Annotated in this window: 18 protein-coding genes; 6 read left to right on the forward strand and 12 right to left on the reverse strand. The window is 66.9% G+C overall.

The annotated features are described in order from the left end of the window. Nucleotides 1–606: 606 nt before the first annotated feature. The 4 genes from def to BLU04_RS07300 form a co-directional block, all read right to left on the reverse strand. A complete protein-coding gene (gene def, locus BLU04_RS07285) occupies nucleotides 607–1,167 on the reverse strand; it encodes a peptide deformylase (protein ID WP_093284081.1) in 561 nt (186 codons plus the stop codon). Nucleotides 1,168–1,201: 34 nt separating this feature from the next. Next, complete coding sequence (locus tag BLU04_RS07290) at nucleotides 1,202–1,660, reverse strand: biopolymer transporter ExbD (protein ID WP_093284084.1); 459 nt, start codon at nucleotides 1,658–1,660, stop codon at nucleotides 1,202–1,204. Between the two features lie 24 nt (nucleotides 1,661–1,684). Further along, nucleotides 1,685–2,347 (reverse strand): MotA/TolQ/ExbB proton channel family protein, encoded by a 663-nt coding sequence (locus BLU04_RS07295; protein WP_093284086.1) that lies wholly within the window; start codon nucleotides 2,345–2,347, stop codon nucleotides 1,685–1,687. A 111-nt stretch (nucleotides 2,348–2,458) separates the two neighbouring features. Continuing rightward, on the reverse strand, nucleotides 2,459–3,673 hold the full coding sequence (locus tag BLU04_RS07300) for a hypothetical protein (RefSeq protein ID WP_093284089.1): 1,215 nt from the start codon (nucleotides 3,671–3,673) through the stop codon (nucleotides 2,459–2,461). A gap of 228 nt (nucleotides 3,674–3,901) precedes the next feature. Between BLU04_RS07300 and BLU04_RS07305 the strand changes: the two genes are divergently transcribed. Further along, nucleotides 3,902–4,144 (forward strand): PUR family DNA/RNA-binding protein, encoded by a 243-nt coding sequence (locus tag BLU04_RS07305; RefSeq protein WP_093284091.1) that lies wholly within the window; start codon nucleotides 3,902–3,904, stop codon nucleotides 4,142–4,144. Between the two features lie 172 nt (nucleotides 4,145–4,316). Here BLU04_RS07305 and BLU04_RS07310 read toward each other — a convergent pair whose 3' ends face one another. Further along, complete coding sequence (locus BLU04_RS07310; protein WP_093284094.1) at nucleotides 4,317–5,417, reverse strand: HEAT repeat domain-containing protein; 1,101 nt, start codon at nucleotides 5,415–5,417, stop codon at nucleotides 4,317–4,319. A 132-nt stretch (nucleotides 5,418–5,549) separates the two neighbouring features. Between BLU04_RS07310 and BLU04_RS07315 the strand changes: the two genes are divergently transcribed. The 4 genes from BLU04_RS07315 to BLU04_RS07330 all read left to right on the forward strand — a co-directional run bounded on the left by BLU04_RS07315 (nucleotide 5,550) and on the right by BLU04_RS07330 (nucleotide 9,714). Then, nucleotides 5,550–6,656 (forward strand): polyprenyl synthetase family protein, encoded by a 1,107-nt coding sequence (locus BLU04_RS07315; protein WP_093284096.1) that lies wholly within the window; start codon nucleotides 5,550–5,552, stop codon nucleotides 6,654–6,656. Between the two features lie 728 nt (nucleotides 6,657–7,384). Then, entirely contained in the window at nucleotides 7,385–8,056 is a 672-nt protein-coding gene (locus tag BLU04_RS07320; RefSeq protein ID WP_231964910.1) for a sigma-70 family RNA polymerase sigma factor, read from the forward strand. A gap of 19 nt (nucleotides 8,057–8,075) precedes the next feature. After that, nucleotides 8,076–8,624: a hypothetical protein gene (locus BLU04_RS07325; protein ID WP_093284099.1), complete on the forward strand. Its 549-nt coding sequence runs from the start codon at nucleotides 8,076–8,078 to the stop codon at nucleotides 8,622–8,624. A 1-nt stretch (nucleotide 8,625) separates the two neighbouring features. Next, nucleotides 8,626–9,714, forward strand: coding sequence for a S1C family serine protease (locus BLU04_RS07330; protein WP_162274655.1), 1,089 nt, complete (start codon nucleotides 8,626–8,628; stop codon nucleotides 9,712–9,714). Nucleotides 9,715–10,134: 420 nt separating this feature from the next. On the opposite strand, the gene alr is transcribed toward BLU04_RS07330, so the two are convergent. The 7 genes from alr to BLU04_RS07365 form a co-directional block, all read right to left on the reverse strand. Next, nucleotides 10,135–11,307, reverse strand: coding sequence for an alanine racemase (gene alr, locus BLU04_RS07335; protein ID WP_093284104.1), 1,173 nt, complete (start codon nucleotides 11,305–11,307; stop codon nucleotides 10,135–10,137). Further along, the gene (gene tsaB / locus BLU04_RS07340; protein WP_093284106.1) at nucleotides 11,304–11,900 is read right to left on the reverse strand and encodes a tRNA (adenosine(37)-N6)-threonylcarbamoyltransferase complex dimerization subunit type 1 TsaB; all 597 of its coding nucleotides are present in this window, start codon (nucleotides 11,898–11,900) and stop codon (nucleotides 11,304–11,306) included. The genes alr and tsaB overlap by 4 nt, the downstream gene beginning before the upstream one ends. A gap of 43 nt (nucleotides 11,901–11,943) precedes the next feature. After that, nucleotides 11,944–12,402, reverse strand: coding sequence for a tRNA (adenosine(37)-N6)-threonylcarbamoyltransferase complex ATPase subunit type 1 TsaE (gene tsaE / locus BLU04_RS07345; protein WP_093284110.1), 459 nt, complete (start codon nucleotides 12,400–12,402; stop codon nucleotides 11,944–11,946). A 1-nt stretch (nucleotide 12,403) separates the two neighbouring features. Beyond that, a complete protein-coding gene (thiL, locus tag BLU04_RS07350) occupies nucleotides 12,404–13,291 on the reverse strand; it encodes a thiamine-phosphate kinase (protein ID WP_093284113.1) in 888 nt (295 codons plus the stop codon). A 9-nt stretch (nucleotides 13,292–13,300) separates the two neighbouring features. After that, entirely contained in the window at nucleotides 13,301–14,092 is a 792-nt protein-coding gene (locus tag BLU04_RS07355; RefSeq protein WP_093284115.1) for a CPBP family intramembrane glutamic endopeptidase, read from the reverse strand. Nucleotides 14,093–14,111: 19 nt separating this feature from the next. After that, the gene (sppA, locus tag BLU04_RS07360; RefSeq protein WP_093284118.1) at nucleotides 14,112–15,143 is read right to left on the reverse strand and encodes a signal peptide peptidase SppA; all 1,032 of its coding nucleotides are present in this window, start codon (nucleotides 15,141–15,143) and stop codon (nucleotides 14,112–14,114) included. Nucleotides 15,144–15,251: 108 nt separating this feature from the next. Continuing rightward, complete coding sequence (locus BLU04_RS07365) at nucleotides 15,252–16,154, reverse strand: hypothetical protein (protein WP_093284120.1); 903 nt, start codon at nucleotides 16,152–16,154, stop codon at nucleotides 15,252–15,254. 375 nt (nucleotides 16,155–16,529) lie between these two features. Between BLU04_RS07365 and gltB the strand changes: the two genes are divergently transcribed. After that, complete coding sequence (gene gltB / locus BLU04_RS07370; RefSeq protein ID WP_197673061.1) at nucleotides 16,530–21,110, forward strand: glutamate synthase large subunit; 4,581 nt, start codon at nucleotides 16,530–16,532, stop codon at nucleotides 21,108–21,110. Nucleotide 21,111 lies beyond the last annotated feature (1 nt).

The following is a 21,111-nucleotide window of genomic DNA, read 5'->3' on the forward strand; positions in this document are numbered from 1 at the left end:
TCCCTATCGCTCGTACCCTCGGGCGCTCAGGGAAGCAGCGGATTTTAAAACAGTTAAGAGACAAGGCGCCGCCGAAGCGCGTCCGCCAAGTTCAGGCCCTCCGAGGGGGAGGTTCGAGGAGGGGCGAAGCCCCTCTTGGGCTATAAAGCGGGTCGCCTCCAGCTGTACAGGGTTGACCGCGCAGGTCCCGAAGGGCTGCCCCGCTCCGTGGTGTTACCCAGCGTGGGTCTCCTAGGCGATCCGTGTCCCATACACCTCATCTTTCAAGCGCTCCTCTCCCATACGCTTCGTTTTCCATGCGCTTGGCAAACGGAACGTTTGGAAGACAACGCGCACGGGGAAAGGGATCGCGGAACGGGAACCGCCCTTCGGGACCTGCGCGGTCAACCCTGTACAGCTGGAGGCGACCCGCTTTAACGCCACAGAGGGGCTCCGCCCCTCCGTGACCTCCCCCTCTGAGGGCCTGAACTAGGCGGACGCGTTTCCCCCTGTGCCTCGTCTCCGAACTGTTTTAAAATCCGCTGCTTCCCGGAGCGTCCGAGGGTGCGAGCTATAGGGAGAGACGGGGCCAATACGCCCAGACTCCTATTGGGAGCGAGGCGCGTCCTATTCCTTCGGCCCGTACTTCTCGACGATCTCGTCGAGCTCGTCTTTCACGTCGGCGCGCTCGGCGGGGCTGAGGAGGTCGATGAAGAGCTTGCCGTGGAGATGGTCGGTCTCGTGCTGGATGGCGACGGCGAGGAGGCCGGTGGCCTCGAACTCGAGGACTTTGCCTTCCATGGTCATCGTCTTCACTTCGACGCGCTTGCTCCGGTTCACGTCGGTGCGGAGGCCGGGGATGCTGAGGCAGCCTTCGCTGCCCGGTTCCTTCGCCTTGGTCCCGGTGACGACGGGGTTGATGAGGAAGAGGGGCATGTAGTCCTCGGGATTCACGGCCTTCCCGGCGATGGTCATGGTGCTGGGGCGGTCGTCGATGCCGGTGACGTCGACGACGGCGAATTGGAGGGCCTGGCCGATCTGCTGGGCGGCGAGGCCGACGCCCTCGTGCTTTTCCATGGTGTCGAGCATGTCGTCGGCGAGCTGGCGGAGGGTGTCGTCGATGACCTTGATCGGGGCTCCTTTGGCGCGGAGGCGGGCGTCGGGGTAGTAGACCAGCGGAAGGATCATGGGGGGGAAATCAGACGTGGGGATGGGCTGAAAGCTAAGGCGTCGCCGCGGCTGCGGCGGGATAGGCGGAGGCGTCGGGATTGGCCTCGTTCGGCTCGGCGGTGAAGGTGGGGAGCTCGTCGATGCCGGCGATCTTGACGGCGTCCATGACCTTGATGACGATGCCGAAGGGGGCCTTCTTGCTCGATTTGAGGGCGAAGCGGGCGCGGGGGTCGGCGTCGCGTTTGCTCTTCAGGAGGGGGCCGAGCTCGGCGACGGTGATGAGGGTGGGGCCGAGGTAGACTTTCTCGTCCTCGGTGACGGTGATGATCTCGGGCGTGGTCTGCTGGGAGGCCTTGGCCTGGCTCGACTCGGGGAGGTCGAGTTTGATCTGCGGCTCCTCGCGCCGGAAGATCGAGGTGACGACGAAGAAGATGAGGATGATGCAGAGGATGTCGATCAACGAGACGATGTTGATGATCGGCGTCCGGTGGGGCTTGTTGCGGAAGCGCATGGGATGGGGGTCCGCGGGAGGGCGCTAGACCAGGGGGGGCGTCGTCGTCCCGGACGTTTCCTGCTCGCTGATGGTGTAGAGCTTGGAGAGGAGCTCGTTGCAGTAGCTTTCGAGCTCGACGGAGAAGCTCTCCACGCGGCGGCTGAAGATGCTGTAGGCGATGAGGGCGGGGATGGCGACGACGAGGCCGAAGACGGTGGTGTTCAGGGCCTCGGAGATGCCGCGCGCGATGGCGACGCCCTGGGTGGCGATCTGCTGGTCGCCGACGTTGCCGAAGATCTTGATGAGGCCGGAGACGGTGCCGAGGAGGCCGAGGAGGGGGCCGACGCCGACGGCGATCTCGAGGATGACGAGGCCGCGCTCGAGGCGGCTGATCTCGGAGCGGGCCTTGGTCTGGAGGGTCTCGGCGTTCTCGGCCTTCGTCCAGGTGGCGTTGCGGAGGGCGGTGCGGACGAGGCGGCCGAGGATCGTCTTGTCATCGGCGGCGGCCTCGACCTCGGCCGGGATCTGGCCGTAGCGGAGCCGCTCGATGGCGTCGGTGAGGAGGGGGTTGATGACGCGGTTGCGGCGGATCGCGAGGGACCGTTCGAGGAGGACGGTGAGGGAGATGAGGGAGGCGATCCAGAGGGGCACCATGAAGATGCCGCCGCGAACGAAGAACTGGGAAACGTCGTGGAAGAGGTCCATTCGAGGGAGATATGTAGGTGAACGGGGTTACAAAGACGAGAAGTTAAAGACGAGAATTAAAGCGGGGAAGTCGGCTGGAGGGACGCGGGAGGGGACGGGAGGTTACGGGGATCAGTAGATGGAGAAGGTGATCTCCTCCCAGTAGCCGTCGCCGAGCTGCTGTTTCATGCTGTCGGAAAAGGGCTCGAAGGGGAGGCCTTCGCGGATCGCCTTGAGGGAGACGCCCTTCAGGACGTCGGCCTGGCCGCTGGAGGAGATGGCGGTGATCTGGTCGATCATGCCGTTGGCGCGGACGTAGAATTTGAACCGGACCTCGCCGACGCCGAGGATGGTCATGTTTTTCTCGACGTTGATGTACCAGTAGGTGCCGATGGTCTTGTAGAGCTTGGCCTTGTAGCGGCCGATCTCGGTTTCCTTGGAATCGGGGGAGGGATCGCCGATTTCCTTCGGGGCGCCTCCGGCGATCTGGGTGCGGGCCTGGGCGAAGGAGGGGGAGGAGGGGGGCGGCGCGGCGGGGGAGGGATTCTGCTGCTGCTGGGCCTGTTGGTTTTGCTGCTGCTGTGGTTGTTGCAGGGTCTGCTGGGGGGCCGGCTGCTGGGTCTTTTCCTCGGGCTTGTCGGGGGAGGGCTTCGGGTTGGGCTTCGCGTCTTTCTTGCCGTCCTTGGCCCCGGCGGGGTCGGCGGGAGCGGGGAAGAGGGGGACGCCGTTGGCGCCGAGGACGGGGGAGTCCTGCTTCGGCAGGGCGGAGGGATCTTTCTTCGAGGGATCGCCGATGGGGGCGGGCTGGGCGGCGGTGGTCTTCGTCGGGTCCTTGGCGGGGTCTTTGGTCGGATTGGTCGCGCTGGTCTCCGCGGGCGAGGGGTCGGTCGGGCTGCTCTTCTGCGGGGTCTGCTGGGTTTTCTGGGGGGAGTATTGGGAGGGGGTGCTGTTGACGGCGGGGCTGGAGGGGGTGTTCTGCCAGACGAGGCCCGATTTGGTATCGCCGCTCATCGAGGGGAGGGAGGACTCTTTCTGGGCGGTCTCACGGCTTCTTAGGAGGGTGTTCCGTTCCGATTCGAGGACGGCGTTGGGATCGGCCTGGGCAGCCTCCTGGCTGGGGAGGGTGGGGATGAAGTCGGGCATCCGGGGATGGGCGGGCGGTTTCGGCGGGTCCTGGAGTTTCAGGACGGTGATGCGGGGGGGCGGCGGCGGGGGCGTGCCGGTGGGCCGGATCAACGGCATGAGGTGGTCGAGGGCGCCGGAGACAAACAGGAGGAGGACCCCGAGATGGATCAGTACGGAAACCGCGATGAGGACTAAGAACTGCGACTCGACCCGCGATTTCACTTCGCAAAAGTTAGAAGAGGCGGGACGAGTTGGCAACCTCCCTTACTCCTCCTTCACGTTTATCGCTCCGGGTCCGCTTGGATGGGAAATATATGCAAAGGAGTTAGATGCAAGAGTACTTTGTGGGTATGTAGTAGGTAATTTTGCTCTGGAGGGTTGGTTTGACAATCAGGGGGGGCTCTTTACTTTAGAATGTGAAACACGACCTCAAATTCGGGCAAATAAGTTATGGATCCCTCTGTTCGCAATATCAAAAGTGAAAAAATCGACGTTGAACGCAAGATTTTCATGTTCGATCTGAAAGAGAATGACCGGGGGCGCTTCCTCCGCATTACGGAAGATGTTCGGGGACGCAGGGATACGATCATTATCCCGGCCCCGGGCCTCGAAGAATTCCGTCGTGCCCTTGATAGCGTGATCGCGGCCAGCCGCGAGGCCGGTCCGCTTCCCGCCAGTTCTTTCCCTGTTTAAAGGGATTCTCGCGATTCAAAAAAACCGGATTTGCGCCTGCTTAACAGGTTGCAGATCCGGTTTTTCGTTTTCAGCGCGGACCGGGGAAACCGTGTCGATTCAACCGGCGCGGGGGATGAATTGCGCTTTCGCGCCGCGTGCGATTTCAACAACCCGGCAGGATCAATTCACCCTACGGCGCGGATGAAGCGGGAGCGGAGGTCGGTGCCCCGGCGGCGGGTGCGGGCGTGGCCGTCGGCAGGGCGGCGAGGCGCTTCGCGGCTTCGGCGGCGACCTGCTTGATGCGGGGGTCGAGGCCCGCCTCGTTCGCCATCGCCTGGAGGGCGGGGATCGCCTCGCGGTCGCGGTAGTCGACGACGGCGAGGATCGCCTCGAAGCGGACGGGCGGCTCGGGATCGGTCAGGCATTTGCGGATCGCCGGAAGGCCCTCGGGGTCGAGCTGGTAGCGGAAGGCGCGGAGGCCCTGCTGGCGGGTGGCGGGATCGGGGGCGGTCAGGTAGGCGAGGAGGACGGGGGTGACCGATTTGTCCTGGACGGCGGCGAGGGAGAGGGTGGCGGCGCGGATGCGGAAGGGGTCGCCGCTCTGGAGTTCCTTTTGATAGGGGGTGAGGTCCTGCACCTGCCGGACGAGGGAGGTGAGGGCGATCTCGGCGTTGTGGCGGACGGTGCCGTCGGGATCGGTGACGACGCCGAAGAGGGGGGTGACGGCGCGGACGTCGCCCATGTTCCCGAGGGCGGTGGCGGCCTCGGAGCGGACGAACCACCATCGGTCCTTCAGGGCCTTCACGAGGGGCGGGATCGCCTTGGCGTTCTTCAGGCTGCCGAGGGAGACGACGGCGGCGCGGCGGACGTTGTCGTTCGGATCGTCGAGGAGGTTCATCAGTGGCCCGGCGGCCTCCGGCTCCCCGACCATGCCGAGGACGCGGGCGGCGGAGGTGCGGACGGCGGCGTCCTTGTCCTTCAGCGCGTCGAAGAGGAACGAGTCGGTGCGGCTGATCTCGGCGGTGAAGGCGCGGTAGCGGCTGTAGGCGAGGTCGACCCGCTCGGCCTTGAGGAGGAGGAGGATTTCCTCGCGGCGGAGGGTCTTGCTCTTCGGGTTCTGGACGAGGCCCGCCTGGAGGACTTCATAGGCGGAGGAGAACTGATTCGCAGCGACGAGGGCCTCGACCCGCTTCCGGGTCTTCCCTTCCTGGCCGCAGCCGGCGAGGCCGAGGGTGGCGATCAGGACGAGGCCCAGGCCGAGGCGGGCGGAGAAAAGGGACGGGGAACGCATCGTCAGTGAGTCTAAGCATGCGGAGAGGCCCCGCAAGGAAATCCGAGCGGCGCGGCGGCATTAGATCGCGTCAGGAAAATCGAACCGGGCTTGCCCTTCCCGGTGATTCGTCATAAATTCGTTTTCATTCCTATGGAGTCCGGCCTCAATTCCGCCAGCAGCCTAGGCCGCGTCACTTCGGCTTCGTTTCCTTCCTCCAAAGAGACGGAGGGGAACGGGACCAACGGGGCGGCCCATCCCCTCCTGAACGGCGGCCAGAATACGGAGGCGATCGCCGCCCGTCTGAAGGAACTCGACGCCCGGATCCTTTCGCAGGCGGCCCTCTTCGACGCCGATATCGTCGCTTACCTGGAATACGTCCTCCGCTGCCACGGGAAGCGGCTCCGCCCCACCCTCGCCCTCCTCTGCGGCGAGGCGACGGGGGGGATCAAGGAATCCCACCTCGACGTGGGGACGATCGTCGAGATGATCCACCTCGCCACCCTCGTCCATGACGACATCATGGACGGCGCCTCGCAGCGCCGGAACCAGCCGACCGCGTCGAGCCGCTGGGGAGCCGAGATCTCGGTCCTCGTCGGCGACTGCCTCTTTTCCCACGCCCTCCGGGTCTGTTCCTCGAAGTTCCCGCAGGAGGTGAGCCAGGTCATCTCCGGGGCGGTCTGCGAGGTCTGCACCGGGGAGATACTCCAGACGCAGCGCCGCTTCGACCTCAGCCTCAGCTTCGACGACTACATCAAGATCGTCCGGATGAAGACCGGGGAACTCTTCCGCGTCTCGTGCCACCTCGCGGCCTGGGCCAACGGGGCCTCGCCGGAGACCGTCGCCGCCCTCGGCAAGTACGGGGAATCGCTCGGCGTGGCCTACCAGATCTACGACGACTGCCTCGACTTCCTCGGGACCGAGGAGGAGGCCGGGAAGACCCTCGGCACCGACCTCGAAAAGGGGAAGATCACCCTCCCGTTCCTCTACCTCCTCCAGTCGACGAAGGGCAACGCCCGCGCCCACGAGGCGCTGTGCGAGGTCCTGCTCCACGGCAGCCCGAAGGACCGCCAGACCCTCGTGGCGCAGGTGAAAGAGCAGGGGGCGCTGGCGCAGACGCTGGAAACCCTCGCCTCCCACCTCGACGCCGCCGCCGAAGCGCTGAACGTCCTGCCGCCCTCCGAGGCGAAGGAAAGCCTCGCCGCGATCCCGATCGCCCTGGCCGGGCACGTGGCGGTATTGACGGGCGGACGGGCTTAGGCGCGTGATTCTCCCGATGGGAGTCAGGGCGTATTGGCCCCGTCTCTCCCTATCGCTCGTATCCTCGGGCGCTCCAGGAAGCAGCGGATTTTAAAACAGTTAGGAGATGAGGCGCAGGGGGAAACGCGTCCGCCTAGTTGAGGCCCTCAGAACAGGAGGTCACGGAGGGGCGGAGCCCCTCTGTGGCGTTAAAGCGGGTTACATCCAGCTGTACAGGGTCGACCGCGCAGGTCCCGAAGGGCTACCCCGCTCGGTGGCGTTATCCAGCGTGGGTCTTCCCAGGCGCTCCGTGTCCCATACGCCTTATCTCTCAAGCGTTCCTCTCCCAGGCGCTCCGTATCCCATACGCCTTATCTCCCAAGCGTTCCTCTCCCATGCGCTCCGTGTCTCATACGCCTTATCTCCCAAGCGCCCCTCTCCCATGCGCTTGGCAAACGGAACGCTTGGAAGACAAGGCGCACGGGGAAAGGGATCGCGGAACGGGAACCGCCCTTCGGGACTTGCGCGGTCAACCCTGTCCAGCTGGAGGCGATCCGCTTTATAGCCCAAGAGGGGCTTCGCCCCTCCTCGAACCTCCCCTTCGGAGGGCTTTGGTTAGGCGGACGCGCTTGGGCGGCGCCTCGTCTCTTAACTGGATAAAAATCCGCTGCTTCCCTGAGCGCCCGAGGGTGCGAGCGATAGGGAGAGACAGGGCCAATACGCCCCGACTCCTATTGGGAGAGAAGCGTATGGGAGAGGAACGCCCCACAGAAACCGGATCTATGCTTGCGTCCCGGTACCCCGGCGTACTACCCTCCGGGCCGATGCAGGATTCCGCGCCCTCTCCGGGCCCGACTGACCGTGATTTGGTCAGTCGGGCGCAGGAGGGCGATTTGGCGGCCTTCGACGAGCTGGTCCTCCGCTACGAAAAGCCGATCCGGGTGACGCTCTATAATATCCTCCTCCACCACGAGGATACGAACGATGCGCTGATCGAGACCTTCACGAAGGCCTACCAGAACCTCGCCTCGTTCCGCGAGGAGGCCCAATTCTCCACTTGGCTCTACCGGATCGCGAAGAACACCGCGCTGAACCAGATCCGGAAGCGGAAACGCCGCCCCTTCTTTTCCCCCTCCCAGGAAGAGGAAGAAGAGTTTTACGAGGGTAATAATTTCATTGATAATAATATTTCGGCTGATGTGACCCGTCAGATCGAGAATCAGGAGCTGCAAAATAAATTGAACGAATCGCTCTCCCGGTTGTCAGAAGAACACAGAATGGTTGTATCCCTCTTCGACGTTCAAGGCATGAGTCACGCGGAAATCGCGGCGATCATGAAATGCACCGAAGGGACCGTCCGCTCCCGCTTGTTTTACGCCCATAAGCAGTTGCAAAAGTTTCTCAAAGATTATAAACAGTAACATCCCCTCGAGGTTCCCCATGCTTTTCCGCAAAGATACCGCTGATTCCGCCCTCGATCCCCAGATCGCCGCCCTGCTCCGTTCCCGCCAGGCGATGTTCTCTGAGACCCCTTCCGTCCTTCCCGATCTCCACCGCCGCCTCCGGGCCTCGGCCATGCGCCGCGTCTCCGTCCGGGAGGCCCTCGTCGCCCGCGTCTCGAACTGGATCGAGGAGCACCTCGCCCTCCAGTCCGGTCTCCGTTATGCCGGTGCCGCCGCCCTCCTCGCCGCCGCCGTCGTCGTCGGCCTCAACCAGGCCTCGCTCGGCGAGAACGCGGGCGCCCCGATGCTGACGCTGAAGTCCGAAGCCGCCTCGGCCGTCTCCCCCACTCTCGCCCTCGCCACCCCCGGCGGCCGGGTCGACTACGCGATGAACGACGCCCAGCCCTCGATGGTCGCCGCCTCGCTCACCCTCGACCAGCAGATCGACCGCAGCACGGTCGGCGGCGACCTGAATCCGACCCCGGCGAATGCCCAGTATATCCTGCCCAAGGCCCCTTCGACCTATGATTCGGTCGTGGCGTTCTAGAATGGTCCGGGATACGCGCTTCCTCAGCCTGAGCTTCGGCTCGGCCTTCTCCCTTCTCGTACTGGCCTCGGCCTCCCTCGGCCTCGGCACCCTCCCCGCCCGCGCGGAGAGCGCCTTCGACGCCATCGGCACCCAGGTCAACAAGGTCTTTGAAAACGGCAAGGCCTCGGTCGTCCGGGTTCACGCCGCCCAGGCCCCCCTGCCGGGGACGACCGACAGCTTCGAAACCATCGGCTCCGGCTTCTTCATCGACAACAAGGGGACCCTCGTCACCGCCGCCTCGATCATCGGCTTCAGCCCGGCGGTCTCCGTCGAGGTCGGCGGGCTGCGGCTGCCCGCGAAGATCCTCGGCCTCGATCCGCGCAGCGGCGTCGCCGTCCTCCAGGTCTTCGACGGGATCACCCCGTTCCTCACCTTCGGCAAGGAAGAGGATGTCCACACCGCCACCCCGATCGTCGCCATCGGCTTCCCGCTCAACCTTCCCTCGGCGCCGAGCTTCGGGATGGTGACCGGGTTCGACACCCAATACCTCGGCCGCTTCTTCTCCTGCACCCACCTCCGCACCAGCCTCCCGATCAGCCCCGGCCAGATCGGCGGCCCGGTCCTCGACGGGCGCGGCGGGGTCGTCGGGATGCTGATCATGGCGGCCGACGAGCGGAAGTTCGCCTACGCGCTCCCCGCCTCGGCGATCCAGAAGATCGTCACCGACATCGCCGTCCACGGGCGGGTCGAGTACGGCTGGATCGGCGTCGGCGTCGATCCCCGGTCGGACTCGAACGACGTGAAGATCACCCAGCTCTTTGAATCGACCCCGGCCTCGACCAGCGGCCTCCAGCCCGGCGACACCGTCGTCCGCATCGGGCCGCGTGAGATCGCCAAGGCCTCCGACGTCATCGACGCCTCGTTCTACTCCGAAGTCGGCGACGACCTCGCCGTGGTGGTGAACCGGAAAGGGAAGCTCCTGACCTACAAGTTCACGGTGGGCGAGCGGCCCTCGCGGTTGCCGGTGCCGATCCCGGCCATCGTGCCGACCTCTCCTGCGGATGTGCCGCAGCAGGCGATCCCGGTTCGTGCCGACCTTCCCCGCTGACCTGTCGCAGCAGGCGATCCTGGTGAGTGGGCATTCGGTTTTAGGAAAGGGATCGCGGATTGGGGAGTGCCCTTCGGGGCTGGCGCGGTCGACCCTGTACAGCTGGAGGCGATCCGCTTTATAGCCCAAGAGGGGCTTCGCCCCTCCTGGAACTTGTCTCCCGACCCTGCAAGTTAGTTTCCCCTTTACGAGGTATTGCGCTATCGCGCAGGCAGTCCTGTTCTGAGGGCCTTAGCTAGGCGGACGCGCTTTGGCGGCGCCTCGTCTCCTCACTGGATTAAAATCGGATGGTTCCGGTACGCTCGAGGGTACGTACTGAAGGGGTAGACGGTACCAATACGCCTAGACTCCTATTGGGAGAGGTGCGCTTGGGAGGAATCACGCGTCCCAGTGGTGGGGGAACCGAAGCGGCTGTACGGTTTAGAAATTCCGATACACGCGCGGCAACTTCAACGACGTTCCCGTCACGATCTCGTATGAAATCGTATCGGCCCGCTTCGCCAATTCGTCGGCGGTGATCTCCTGCTTTCCCTGCCTGCCCAAGAGCACGGCTTCGGCTCCGGCGTGGAGTTTCCTCGCGGGGACGCGGCTGGCGTCGACGACGATCTGGTCCATCGTCACCCGGCCCCGGATCGGGCAGCGGACGCCGCCGATGAGGACGTCGGCGTTGTTGGAGAGATGGCGGGGGTAGGTGTCGCCGTAGCCGACGGAGACGGTGGCGAGGGTCTGGGCCTGCGGCAGCGTGTAGGTCGCGCCGTAGCTGACGGTCGTCCCCGCCGCCGCCTTGCGGACGAAGGTGACGCGGGCTTTCCAGCTCAGGATGGGCCGGAGGTGTTTCGCGTCGGCGGGGCGGGGCGGGAGGCCGTAGAGGGCGAGGCCCGGGCGGACCCACGCGGCCCCGGCGACGGCGCGGGGATGGTGGAGGAGGCCGGCGCTGTTCGCCGCATGCCACGGCAATCGGGGGAAGAGGGCGCGGAATTTTCCGAAGAGGGCGAGCTGCCTGCGCGTCTTCGCGTTGTCGCTGTCGGCGCTGGCGAAGTGGGTCATGATGCCGACGATGCGGACGCGGGGGAGGTGGGCGAGGATCCGGCTCAGTTCCTTCGCCGCCTCGGCGGGCGGGAGGCCGAGGCGGCCCATCCCGGTATCGACCTTGAAGTGGGCCTCGGCGACGGCGTCGGGCCCCAGTTTTTGCGCGGCCTTGGCGAGGGTCGCCGCCTCGGCGTGGGTCGAGAGGACGGGCCAGCCCCGGAGCGAGAGGACTTCCTCCAATTCCTGCGGCAGGACGGGGCTGGAGAGGAAGACGGGCGCCGGGTCTCTTTCTTTGCCCGAGGCGCGATAGGCACGGAGCTCGTCGAGGTCGGCGAGGCCGATGACGGCGTCGGGGAGGCGGCGGAGGATCTCGGGGACGATCGGCATGCCGTGGCCGTAGGCGTGCGATTTCACCATCGCGATGAGCCGGGGGGCGGGGGCCTTGCCCGCGTGCCGCTTCACCGTCGCGCGGAGGAAGGCGAGGTTGTGTCGGAGGGCGGCCCCGTCGATCTCCAGCCAGGTGCGGAGCGGGGGGGCAGCCAGTTTTCTGCTCTTGGTCTTCATGCCACGGGCTCCCGGAGGTAGATCGGCTCCAGCGTTTCCCCGGCGGGGGGGACGAGGAGGTCGAAGTGGGGCAGGTGAAGGAAGTCGGCGGCGCGGGGCGGGAGGGCCTCCGGGATCATCGGGAGGGGATCGGCGCTGACGGCGAGGGTGACCTTCGAGGCCATTTCCTCGACGCCGTCGCGCGGGAGGAGGAACGATTCCCGCTCCAGCGTGCCGAGGGCGTAGAGGGTGCAATAGTATTCCCCCCGGCGGGCGTCGGCGAAGACACCGAGGCGGGTGACGTGGGGGAGCTGGCGGGCGATCGAATCGCTGCTCCGCGCGCCGACGATCGGCGTCCGATGCGGCAGCGCGAGTCCCTGCGCGGCGGCGAGGGCGACGCGGATGCCGGAGAAGGAGCCGGGCCCGAGACCGACGATGATCTTCGTGAGGGGGCGGTCGCGGAGGTTGAATTTCGCGAGGGCGGGGAAGAGGGTCGTCGAGTGGCGCTCGCGCCCGCCCTGGCCGGAGAAGGTCTCGACCTGGAGGACGTTCCCGGCGGCGTCGCCGAGGGCGGCGGAGCCGTGGGAGGAGGAGGTGTCGATGGCGAGGATCATGCGACGGAGGGGGAGGGAAGGATGGGGCTTCGGCGCGGGGGGGTCAAAACTCTTTCGTCGAGGAGGCTCCGACGGCGAAGCGGCGGCGGCCGTCGGGGAGCGGCTCGATCGTGAGGTGGAGGGTGGAGGCGGGGAGGAGCGGGGCGATCCTCTCCGGCCATTCGACGACGGCGACGCCCCGGCCCTCGTCGTAGTCGAGGTAGTCCTCGACGCCGAAGCGGCGGGCCTCCTCGACGGTCTCGACGCGGTAGAGGTCGAGGTGGCAGAGGGGGAGGCGGGCTCCGGGATACTCGTGGACGAGGGAGAAGGTCGGGCTCGTCACGTCGCCCCGGTAGCCGAGGGCGCGGGCGAGGCCGCGGGTGAACTCGGTCTTCCCCGCGCCGAGGGGGCCGTGGAGGGCGATGATCTCGCCGCCCCGGAGGGTGGCGGCGAGGGCGGCGGCGAGGGCGTGGGTCTCCCCGGCGGTCTCGACGAGGGCGGGGAAGAGATCGGTCGCGCTCATCTCATTTTTCCAGGTGGTCGTAGCCGCGTCCGAGGGAGGCGGGCTTTTCCCCCGCGCCCGGTTTCGTCAACGCGCCGATCCGGGTGAGGCGGAGGGAGGGGAAGGATTTCTTCCACGCCCGTTCGAGCCGGACGCGGGAGGCGGCGGGGGCGGCGAAGAGGAGTTCGTAGTCTTCCCCGTCGGTCAGCGCGGCGCGAAGGGTCGCCCGGGGCGTGCGCGGGATCGCCGTCCGGTCGAGGCGGAAGCCGCAGCGGCTCGCCTTGGCCAGCCGGGGGAGGTCGGCGGCGAGGCCGTCGCTGAGATCCATCGCGGCGGTGGCGAGGCCGTGCTTCGCGAGCCACGCGCCCTCGGCGAGGCGGGGCTCGAAGGCGAGGTGCTTGGCCCGGTTTCCGCCGCGCAGGGAGGCCCCGAGGGTGCCGGTGACCCAGAGGTCGTCCCCGGCCCGGCCGCCGGAACGGAGGAGCGGCCTGGAGGGAAAGGTGCCGAGGAGGGTGACGGAGAGGAGGAGCTTGGGCGAACGGGTCGTCTCCCCTCCGGCGAGGGCGACGCCGTGGCGGTGCGCCAGGGCCTCGATTCCGCGATAGATCGCGGCGATGCGGGCGGGGGAGAATCCGGGCGGCAACGCGAGGGTGACGAGGGCGTGGGTCGGCGTTCCCCCCATCGCGGCGGCGTCGCTCAGGTTCCGGGCCAGCGCCTTCCGCCCGACGAGGGGGCCGGGCGTCCGCGCGGTGAAGTGGAGCCCCTCGACGACGGCGTCGGTCTTGAAGAAGAGGGCGGGGCCTCCCTTTTGCGGGACGACGACGGCGCAGTCGTCGCCGGGGCCGACGGGCATCGAGGCCGAGGCTTTCCACTTCCGGGTCAGGGCGGCGATGAAGCGGTCTTCGTTCATGGCTGGCGATTAGGGAGTCGCCTTGCCGATCTCGGCGAGGAGGGCGGCGGCGCTGATCGTATTGAACCAGAAATGGACGGAGAGGCAAAGGAGGAGGGAGCCCGACGTCTCGTAGACGATCCCTTGGACGAGGCCGAAGCCGAAGAGCGGGAGGAGGGTGGCCCAATGGCAGTGGATCCCGGCGAAGGCGGCGGCGGTGGCGGCGAGGGCGATGCCGGGCCGGACGGGGAAGGCGGCCTTCAGGACGGGATGGAGGAAGCCGCGGAAGAAGGCCTCCTCGCAGAGGGGGGCGAGGAGGAGGGCGGCGAAGAGAAGCTGGGCGAGGGCTCCGAAGTGGCGGGCCTTGAGGAAGAGGGCGACGGCGGGCTCGGGCGGGGTCGGGAGGCCGAAGTGGCGGAAGACCGCCTCGATCCCGGTGGCGAAGGCCTGGAGCGGGAGGAAGACGGCGAGGGCGATGACGAGGCCGAAGCCGAGGGCACGGAGGGGCGGGACCGGCGCGCCCGGCCCGAAGCCGAAGTGGCGCGGCGGGGGGACCCCCTCCGAGGCGAGGACGAGGACGACGCCGACGAGGGCGACGAGGTCGAACCAGAACCCGCCGAGGGTGAGGGCGGTGACGACGATCGCGCCGACGAGGGCGATGCTTTTCTCCGGCGGGACGGCGATCGCCGGGGCCTTGCCGAGGAGGGGGAAGCGGAAGCCCCGGCCCTGCAGCAGGAAGACGAGGGCGGCCTGCGCGGCGAGGGAAGCGGCGAAGAGGAGCCCCGGGATGAACCGGGGATGCTGCTCCAGGAAGGCGAGCATGGAAAGTTAGAGCCTGGCTCTAAAACCCGGCGACCGAGGCGGGGAGGTAGTAGAGGCGTCCGCTCTGGAGGTGGAACGCCGGGGAGCCGGCCGCCGAGGCGTTGAAGCCGGGGATCTCCAGCCGGAGCGCGGGCATGCGGGTCGTCACGCCGAGGGAGTGGAGGAAGCGGGCGGTGTCGAAGGGGGGGCTGTAGCGAACGACCTCGGCGTCGCCCAGCTTCGCGAGCTCGCGGCCCTTCGCCACGGCGTCCTCGAAGTAGCCGAGGTCGTCGACCAGGCCGAGGGCCTTCGCCTGCTTGCCGGAATAGATGCGGCCGTCGGCGATGCCGTTGCGCAGGCTCTCGACGTCGAGCTTCCGCTCCGTGGCGACGACGGTGACGAAGCGGTCGTAGGTCTCGTTGACGAGGCTCTGGACGAGGGCGAGCTCCTCCGGGGCGGGATCGCGGAAGGGGTTGAGCATGTCCTTCATCTTCCCCGACTTGATCACGAGGGCCTTCACGCCGACCTTCCCGGCGAGGTCCTTCACGTTGTAGGTCTCGAGGATGACGCCGATGCTCCCGGTGACGGTGAGGGGATGGGCGATGATCCACGAGCCGCCCATCGCGCTGTAATACCCGCCCGAGGCGGCCATCGATTCCATGTAGACGACGACCGGCTTGCCCGACTTCGCGCGGAAGTCGGCGACGTAGTGGTAGATCTCGTCGCTGGCGGTGACCTCGCCGCCGGGGGAATCGATGCGGAGAATGACGCCCTTCACGTTGGCGTCCTCGGCGGCCTGGCGGAGCTGGAGGCGGATGTCGTCGACCATCGAGTCGCCGAAGACCCCGGGGAGGCTCCCGCCGATCTCGCCGACGAGGTCGATCAGGACGAGCTTCGCCGTCGTCGTCCCCTTCGCCGGGAGGTAGCTCTCCTCGCTGAGGCCGGTCTTCGCGTCCTTCTTCATCGAGAAGGCGGCGATGAGCCCGAGGTTCAGGACGAGGCTGACGGCGAGGAGAAGGCAGAGCAGTACCCCGGCGCAGCCGCCGAGGAACGTTTTGAAGGGAGAGGCCATGGGGTGCTGGAAGTTGGCACAGTCCCGGGGGGGCCGCAATCCCGGTGAAGGGGGGCGGGGTGCCGGGGAGGGAGGGCCGCCTCCCTCTCCCCGCGCTCCTTTTCCTCCCTACCGCGACGGCCCGGGCCGCGCGCTGTTCTGCGGGGCCGAGCTGTAATCGGGCTGGGGCGCGGCGGTGTTCGGCGCCGGGCTCGGCGCGGGAGGGGCGGGAGGGGCGGGAGCGACGGTGGTCGTGGTGGTGGTCGTCGCGCTGGTGCTGACCGTCGCGCTCGTCGTGCTTCCGCTCAGCGATTCGGGGGGCGTGGCGAAGGGGGTGCCGTAATTGGGGTCGGCGGCCTGGGCGCGCTGGGCCTGCTTCGCGGGGACGAGGAAGGAGTCGGAGATCAGCTTTCCGGTGTAGTAGCCGGAGAAGGTGAGGTAGCTGCGGAGGTCGTGGAGGATCGCCTTGCTCCGCTCGGGGGAGTTGCTCTTCGGCAGGTATTTCTTCGCGTAGCGGCGGGCCGACTCGACGACGGCGAGGTTGTTCGCGTCATAGTCGGCATGCATCGTGAGGACGGTTTTTTGGGTCTCGACGTCCTGCATGAAGACGTCGACGACGATCCGCAGGGGGGGATAGATCTGTTCCTGGCTCAGCTTCACGAAGAGGATGGCGTCGGCCCCCGTCTCCTTCGCCTTCGCCAGGGCCTGGGCCTCGGTGATGGGGAGGTCGACCCGGGTCGAGGCGACGCCGGGATAGGGGATCATGATCCACCGCATCTTGTCCTTCAGCGCGGGGACGAACTGGCTCTCGAAGAGGGAGCGGGCCTGGTCCTCGACCGCGCCGCTCACGGGGAGGACGAGGATCTTCCCGGGCCAGAGCTGGATGGAACGGGTGACGACGGGAAGGTAATCACTGCCGAGGGGTTCGTCGGCGTAGAGGCTGGTCTCGTCGACGGCCATGCAGCCGCCCATGAGGAGGAGGCCGGAGGCGAGGACGACGATGGCGAAGCGCGAGAGGGTGGAGTGGGGCATGGCGTTGGGGGTCGGCGGTTGTTCGACTAGGGACTCGTCAGGCGAGGCGCATCCATGCTGCCGTGAAATAGGAAAGCAGAAGTCGTTCCCGGAGGAAAGGAATCCTGGCGGCGGATCGAGGAGGGCGTGTCACGATAGCCGGTAAGATAGCCCGAAACGGGTCCGATTTCGAGCACTGGGGCGGGGGTCGGCATCCAACTTGCTTGATAGCCGTTTCCGGTTCGCTTTTCAATGTTTCTCCAGAAAGCCAAGGGGAGGGTTTTACGAAAATTATGAGGAGTACGGAAAAAGTACGCAAAAAAAGTAAAAATCGGTCCTATTCGTTGGAAATACCCTTGATCCCTAAGACAAAGTCTTTCATATCTTCTCACCGCCATGTCTCTGAATCACTCGATCCTCACCCAGATGGGCTCTTTCAACGGAAAGGGGCTCTACGATCCGGCTTTTGAACACGACGCCTGCGGCGTCGGTTTCGTCGCGAGTATCAGTGGGGAACGCTCGGAAAAGATCCTCAAGACCGCCATCGGGTGCGTCTCGGCCCTCTCCCATCGCGGCGCGATGGACGCCGACGCGAAGACCGGCGACGGCGCGGGCGTCCTGACCCAGATCCCCTACGAGATCTTCCGGCCCGAGGTCGAGAAGCTCGGTCACAAGCTCTTCTCCGACAGCGATCTGGCCGTCGGCTTCCTCTTCCTCCCGAAGGACAACGCCTACGAGCAGGCCTTCTGCCGGAAGGTCGTCGAGGAGACCCTTTCCAAGCGGAAGCTCTTCGTCTTCGGCTGGCGCAAGGTGCCGGTGAAGATGGACATCCTCGGGGACAAGGCCCTCCAGACCTGCCCCGAGATGGAACAGGTCCTCATCGGCAAGCCCGAGGACGAGATCATCGGCGCCGAGGAATACGAGCAGGTCCTCTACCTCGCCCGCTCCGAGATCGAGTACCGGATCAGCCGCGCCGGGATCGAGAGCTTCTACGTCGCCTCGTTCTCCAGCCGGACGATCATCTACAAGGGCCTCCTCGTCTCCCCCCAGCTCGACAAGTTCTACCTCGACCTGCGGAACCCGAAGTACAAGACCTCCCTCGCGATCTACCACCAGCGCTACAGCACGAACACCTTCCCCACCTGGCCCCTCGCCCAGCCCGTCCGCCTCATGGCGCACAACGGCGAGATCAACACGGTGCAGGGGAACCGCGTCTGGATGCGGTCCCGGGAAGCCCAGCTCGCCGCCTCCGTGTGGGGCGACGAGATCGAGTTCCTCCGCCCCGTGATCCAGCCCGGCGGCAGCGACTCGACGAGCCTCGACAACGTCCTCGAGCTGCTGACGATGTCGGGCCGCGACCTCCTGCACAGCCTCATGATGCTCGTCCCCGCCGCGTGGCAGGCCGACACGAAGATCACCCCGGAGCGGCAGGCCTTCTACCGCTACCACTCCTGCATGATGGAGCCGTGGGACGGCCCCGCCGCCCTCGTCGTCAGCGACGGCCGGACCATCGCCGCCTGCCTCGACCGGAACGGCCTCCGGCCCTCGCGCTACACCGTCACCTCCGACGGCCTCGTCGTCCTCGGCTCCGAGGTCGGCCTCGCGACCATCGACGACAAGGTCGTGGTCGAGAAGGGCCGCCTCGCCCCGGGCGAGATCCTCGCCGTCGACACCGTCGGGAAGAAGTTCTGGCGGAACGACGAGATCAAGGACTTCTACGCCGCCCGCCAGCCCTACGGGGAATGGCTCGCGCAGAACCTGAAGGAACTGAAGGCCGCGGCCTCCCTCGCCGCCGGCACGGCGGCCGACGGGGCGCTCCTGCCCCAGCAGCTCTCGTTCGGCTACAACGAGGAAGAGGTCGAGGTCATCCTCAAGGCGATGGCCGAGACGGGCGAGGAGGCGATCGGCTCCATGGGAGACGACGCGCCCCTGGCCGTCCTCTCGCTCAAGTCGAAGCTCCTCTACGAGTACTTCAAGCAGCTCTTCGCCCAGGTCACGAACCCCCCGATCGACCCGATCCGGGAGAAGCTCGTCATGTCGGTCGAGATGCCCGTCGGACGGGAATCGAACCTCCTCGCCGAGGGGCCGAGCCATGCCGACGTCCTCCTGCTGAAGAGCCCCATCCTGTCCAACGCCGAGCTCGACGAGATCCGGTCCCGCCCCGAGGCGAGCCTGAAGTCGCAGACCTTCTCCGTCCTCTTCCCCGCCGTCGGCGGCGAGGGCGCGCTGGCGAAGCGGCTCACCGACCTCCGCCGCGAGGTCGAGAACGCCGTCGACGCGGGCGTCACCCTTGTCATCCTCAGCGACCGGGGCGTCTCGGCCGAGATGGCCGGGCTTCCCCTCCTCCTCGCCGTCTCTGCCGTCCATCATGAGCTGATCCGGCGTGGCAAGCGGAGCCTCGCCTCGATCCTCGTCGAGGGCGGCGAAGTGCGGGACGTCCACCAGTTCGCCTGCCTCATCGGCTTCGGCGCGTCGGCGGTCAATCCCTACCTCGCCATCGCCACCTACCGCGATCTGATCGAGAAGGGCTCCCTCAAGGTCGCCGACCCCGCAGTCGTCTGGAAGAACTACCGTTCCGCAATCGAGAAGGGCCTCCTCAAGATCATGTCGAAGATGGGCATCTCGACCCTCCAGAGCTACCACGGTGCCCAGGTCTTCCAGGCCATCGGCATCCACGAGGACGTGGCGAAGGAACACTTCGCCGGAGTCATCTCGCGCGTCTCGGGCCTCGGCCTGAAGGAGATCGCCGAGGAGACCCTCAGCCGCCACATCCACGCCTTCGGCTCCGCGGAAGCGAAGCTCGTCGACGCCGGCATCTACCGCTACCGGCGGGACGGCGAAGTCCATGTCGTCACCCCCGCCCTCCTCCAGAGCCTCCATGCCTACGTCGGCATCAAGGGAATGGACAAGGCCGGGAAGCAGGAAGACTACCAGAAGTACGTCGATGCCGTCATGGCGGGCCAGCCCGTCGACCTCCGGCATTGCCTCCGCATCAAGCCCGGCACCCCGATCCCGATCGACGAGGTCGAGCCCCTGGAGGAGATTCGCAAGCGTTTCACCACCGCGGGCATGTCCCTCGGCGCGCTCTCGCCCGAGGCCCACGAGGCCCTCGCGATCGCGATGAACCGGATCGGCGGCAAGTCGAACTCCGGCGAAGGCGGCGAGGACAAGATCCGCTTCGGCACCATGGAGAACGGCGACTCGAAGAACAGCGCCATCAAGCAGGTCGCCTCCGGGCGCTTCGGCCTCACCGCCGAATACCTGGCCAGCGCCGAGGAGATCGAGATCAAGATGGCGCAGGGCTCGAAGCCCGGCGAGGGCGGCCAGCTGCCCGGCCACAAGGTCTCCGCCCTCATCGCGAAGCTCCGGCACAGCACGCCCGGCGTGATGCTCATCTCGCCCCCGCCGCACCACGACATCTACAGCATCGAGGATCTGGCCCAGCTGATCTACGACCTGAAGCAGGTCAACCCGCGCGCCAAGATCTGCGTGAAGCTCGTCTCCGAGGCCGGCGTCGGCACCATCGCGGCGGGCGTCGCGAAGGCTCATGCCGACATCATCCTCATCAGCGGCCACGACGGCGGCACCGGCGCCTCGCCGCTTTCCTCCGTGAAGCACGCGGGCGGCCCGTGGGAACTCGGCGTCGCCGAGGCCCAGCAGGTCCTCCTGCTGAACAGCCTCCGGAACCGCGTCACCCTGCGGACCGACGGCGGCATGCGGACCGGCTTCGACATCGCCGTCGCGGCGCTCCTCGGCGCGGAGGAGTACAACTTCGGCACCATCGCCCTCATCGCGGCGGGCTGCGTCTACGTCCGCAAGTGCCACCTGAACACCTGCCCCGTCGGCGTCGCCACCCAGGACGAGCGCCTCCGGGCCAAGTTCAAGGGGACCCCCGACAACATCATCACGTTCTTCAACGGCGTCGCCCAGGAGGTCCGCGAGATCATGGCCTCCCTCGGCATGCGGACGATGAACGAGATGATCGGCCGCGCCGAGCTCCTCGAGCAGAAGGAGATCCCCGGCCATCCGAAGGCGAACACCCTCGACCTGAAGCCGATGCTCGCCGTCCCCCCCATCGACGAGACCGTCCCCCGGTACCGGACGTGGAACGCGAACACGAAGCTCGAGGAGCGGACCCTCGACGACGAGATCCTGCAGGACGCCAAGAGCGCCCTCCAGACCCGGCGTCCCGTCTCCCTCAAGTACAAGGTGAAGAACGTCAACCGGAGCGTCGGCACCCAGCTCTCCGGCGAGGTCGCCTATCGCGCCGGGGACGAGTCCCTGCCCGAGAACACGATCCAGATCGCCCTCACCGGCAGCGCGGGCCAGAGCCTCGGCGCCTTCCTCGTGAAGGGCGTCCGCATCCACCTCACCGGCGAGGCGAACGACTACGTCGGCAAGGGCATGTCGGGCGGCGAGATCGTCATCGTCCCCTCGGCCTCGGCGACCTTCGCCGCGCACGACAACTCGATCCTCGGGAACACCAACCTCTACGGCGCGACGGGCGGCACGCTCTTCGCCCGCGGCAAGGCGGGGGAACGGTTCGCCGTCCGCAACAGCGGCGCCCTCTCCGTCGTCGAAGGGGTCGGCGACCACGGCTGCGAGTACATGACCAACGGCCTCGTCGTCGTCCTCGGCGGCACGGGGAAGAACTTCGGCGCGGGCATGTCGGGCGGCCTCGCCTACGTCCTCGACCTCGAGGGGAACTTCGACAAGCTCTACAATCCGGCGATGGTCGGGATCGACCGCCTCGGCACCGAGGACGAGGTGATCCGCACCGACGCGCAGGGCAATCCCCTGACGCTGAAGGCGATCATCAAGCAGCACCTCGACGCCACGGGGAGCGCCCGGGCGAAGGAGATCCTGGCCGACTGGGAACGCTTCCGGACCCTGTTCTGGAAGGTCGTCCCCCATCCCCCCGTCGCGGCGCTCGCCCCGGCGAAGCCCGCCGACCCGGTCGAGCCGGCGAAAGTCTAAG

This window comes from Verrucomicrobium sp. GAS474, assembly GCF_900105685.1.
Classification (GTDB): domain Bacteria; phylum Verrucomicrobiota; class Verrucomicrobiia; order Methylacidiphilales; family GAS474; genus GAS474.

Coding starts and splice junctions, on each gene's coding strand:
- thiL (WP_093284113.1), bottom strand. CDS start 13,291: ATGAACGAAGACCGCTTCATCGCCGCCCTGACCCGGAAGTGGAAAGCC.
- BLU04_RS07355 (WP_093284115.1), bottom strand. CDS start 14,092: ATGCTCGCCTTCCTGGAGCAGCATCCCCGGTTCATCCCGGGGCTCCTC.
- BLU04_RS07315 (WP_093284096.1), top strand. CDS start 5,550: ATGGAGTCCGGCCTCAATTCCGCCAGCAGCCTAGGCCGCGTCACTTCG.
- BLU04_RS07320 (WP_231964910.1), top strand. CDS start 7,385: ATGGGAGAGGAACGCCCCACAGAAACCGGATCTATGCTTGCGTCCCGG.
- tsaE (WP_093284110.1), bottom strand. CDS start 12,402: ATGAGCGCGACCGATCTCTTCCCCGCCCTCGTCGAGACCGCCGGGGAG.
- def (WP_093284081.1), bottom strand. CDS start 1,167: ATGATCCTTCCGCTGGTCTACTACCCCGACGCCCGCCTCCGCGCCAAA.
- BLU04_RS07310 (WP_093284094.1), bottom strand. CDS start 5,417: ATGCGTTCCCCGTCCCTTTTCTCCGCCCGCCTCGGCCTGGGCCTCGTC.
- BLU04_RS07295 (WP_093284086.1), bottom strand. CDS start 2,347: ATGGACCTCTTCCACGACGTTTCCCAGTTCTTCGTTCGCGGCGGCATC.
- BLU04_RS07290 (WP_093284084.1), bottom strand. CDS start 1,660: ATGCGCTTCCGCAACAAGCCCCACCGGACGCCGATCATCAACATCGTC.
- BLU04_RS07365 (WP_093284120.1), bottom strand. CDS start 16,154: ATGCCCCACTCCACCCTCTCGCGCTTCGCCATCGTCGTCCTCGCCTCC.
- tsaB (WP_093284106.1), bottom strand. CDS start 11,900: ATGATCCTCGCCATCGACACCTCCTCCTCCCACGGCTCCGCCGCCCTC.
- BLU04_RS07325 (WP_093284099.1), top strand. CDS start 8,076: ATGCTTTTCCGCAAAGATACCGCTGATTCCGCCCTCGATCCCCAGATC.
- BLU04_RS07305 (WP_093284091.1), top strand. CDS start 3,902: ATGGATCCCTCTGTTCGCAATATCAAAAGTGAAAAAATCGACGTTGAA.
- sppA (WP_093284118.1), bottom strand. CDS start 15,143: ATGGCCTCTCCCTTCAAAACGTTCCTCGGCGGCTGCGCCGGGGTACTG.
- alr (WP_093284104.1), bottom strand. CDS start 11,307: ATGAAGACCAAGAGCAGAAAACTGGCTGCCCCCCCGCTCCGCACCTGG.
- gltB (WP_197673061.1), top strand. CDS start 16,530: ATGTCTCTGAATCACTCGATCCTCACCCAGATGGGCTCTTTCAACGGA.
- BLU04_RS07330 (WP_162274655.1), top strand. CDS start 8,626: ATGGTCCGGGATACGCGCTTCCTCAGCCTGAGCTTCGGCTCGGCCTTC.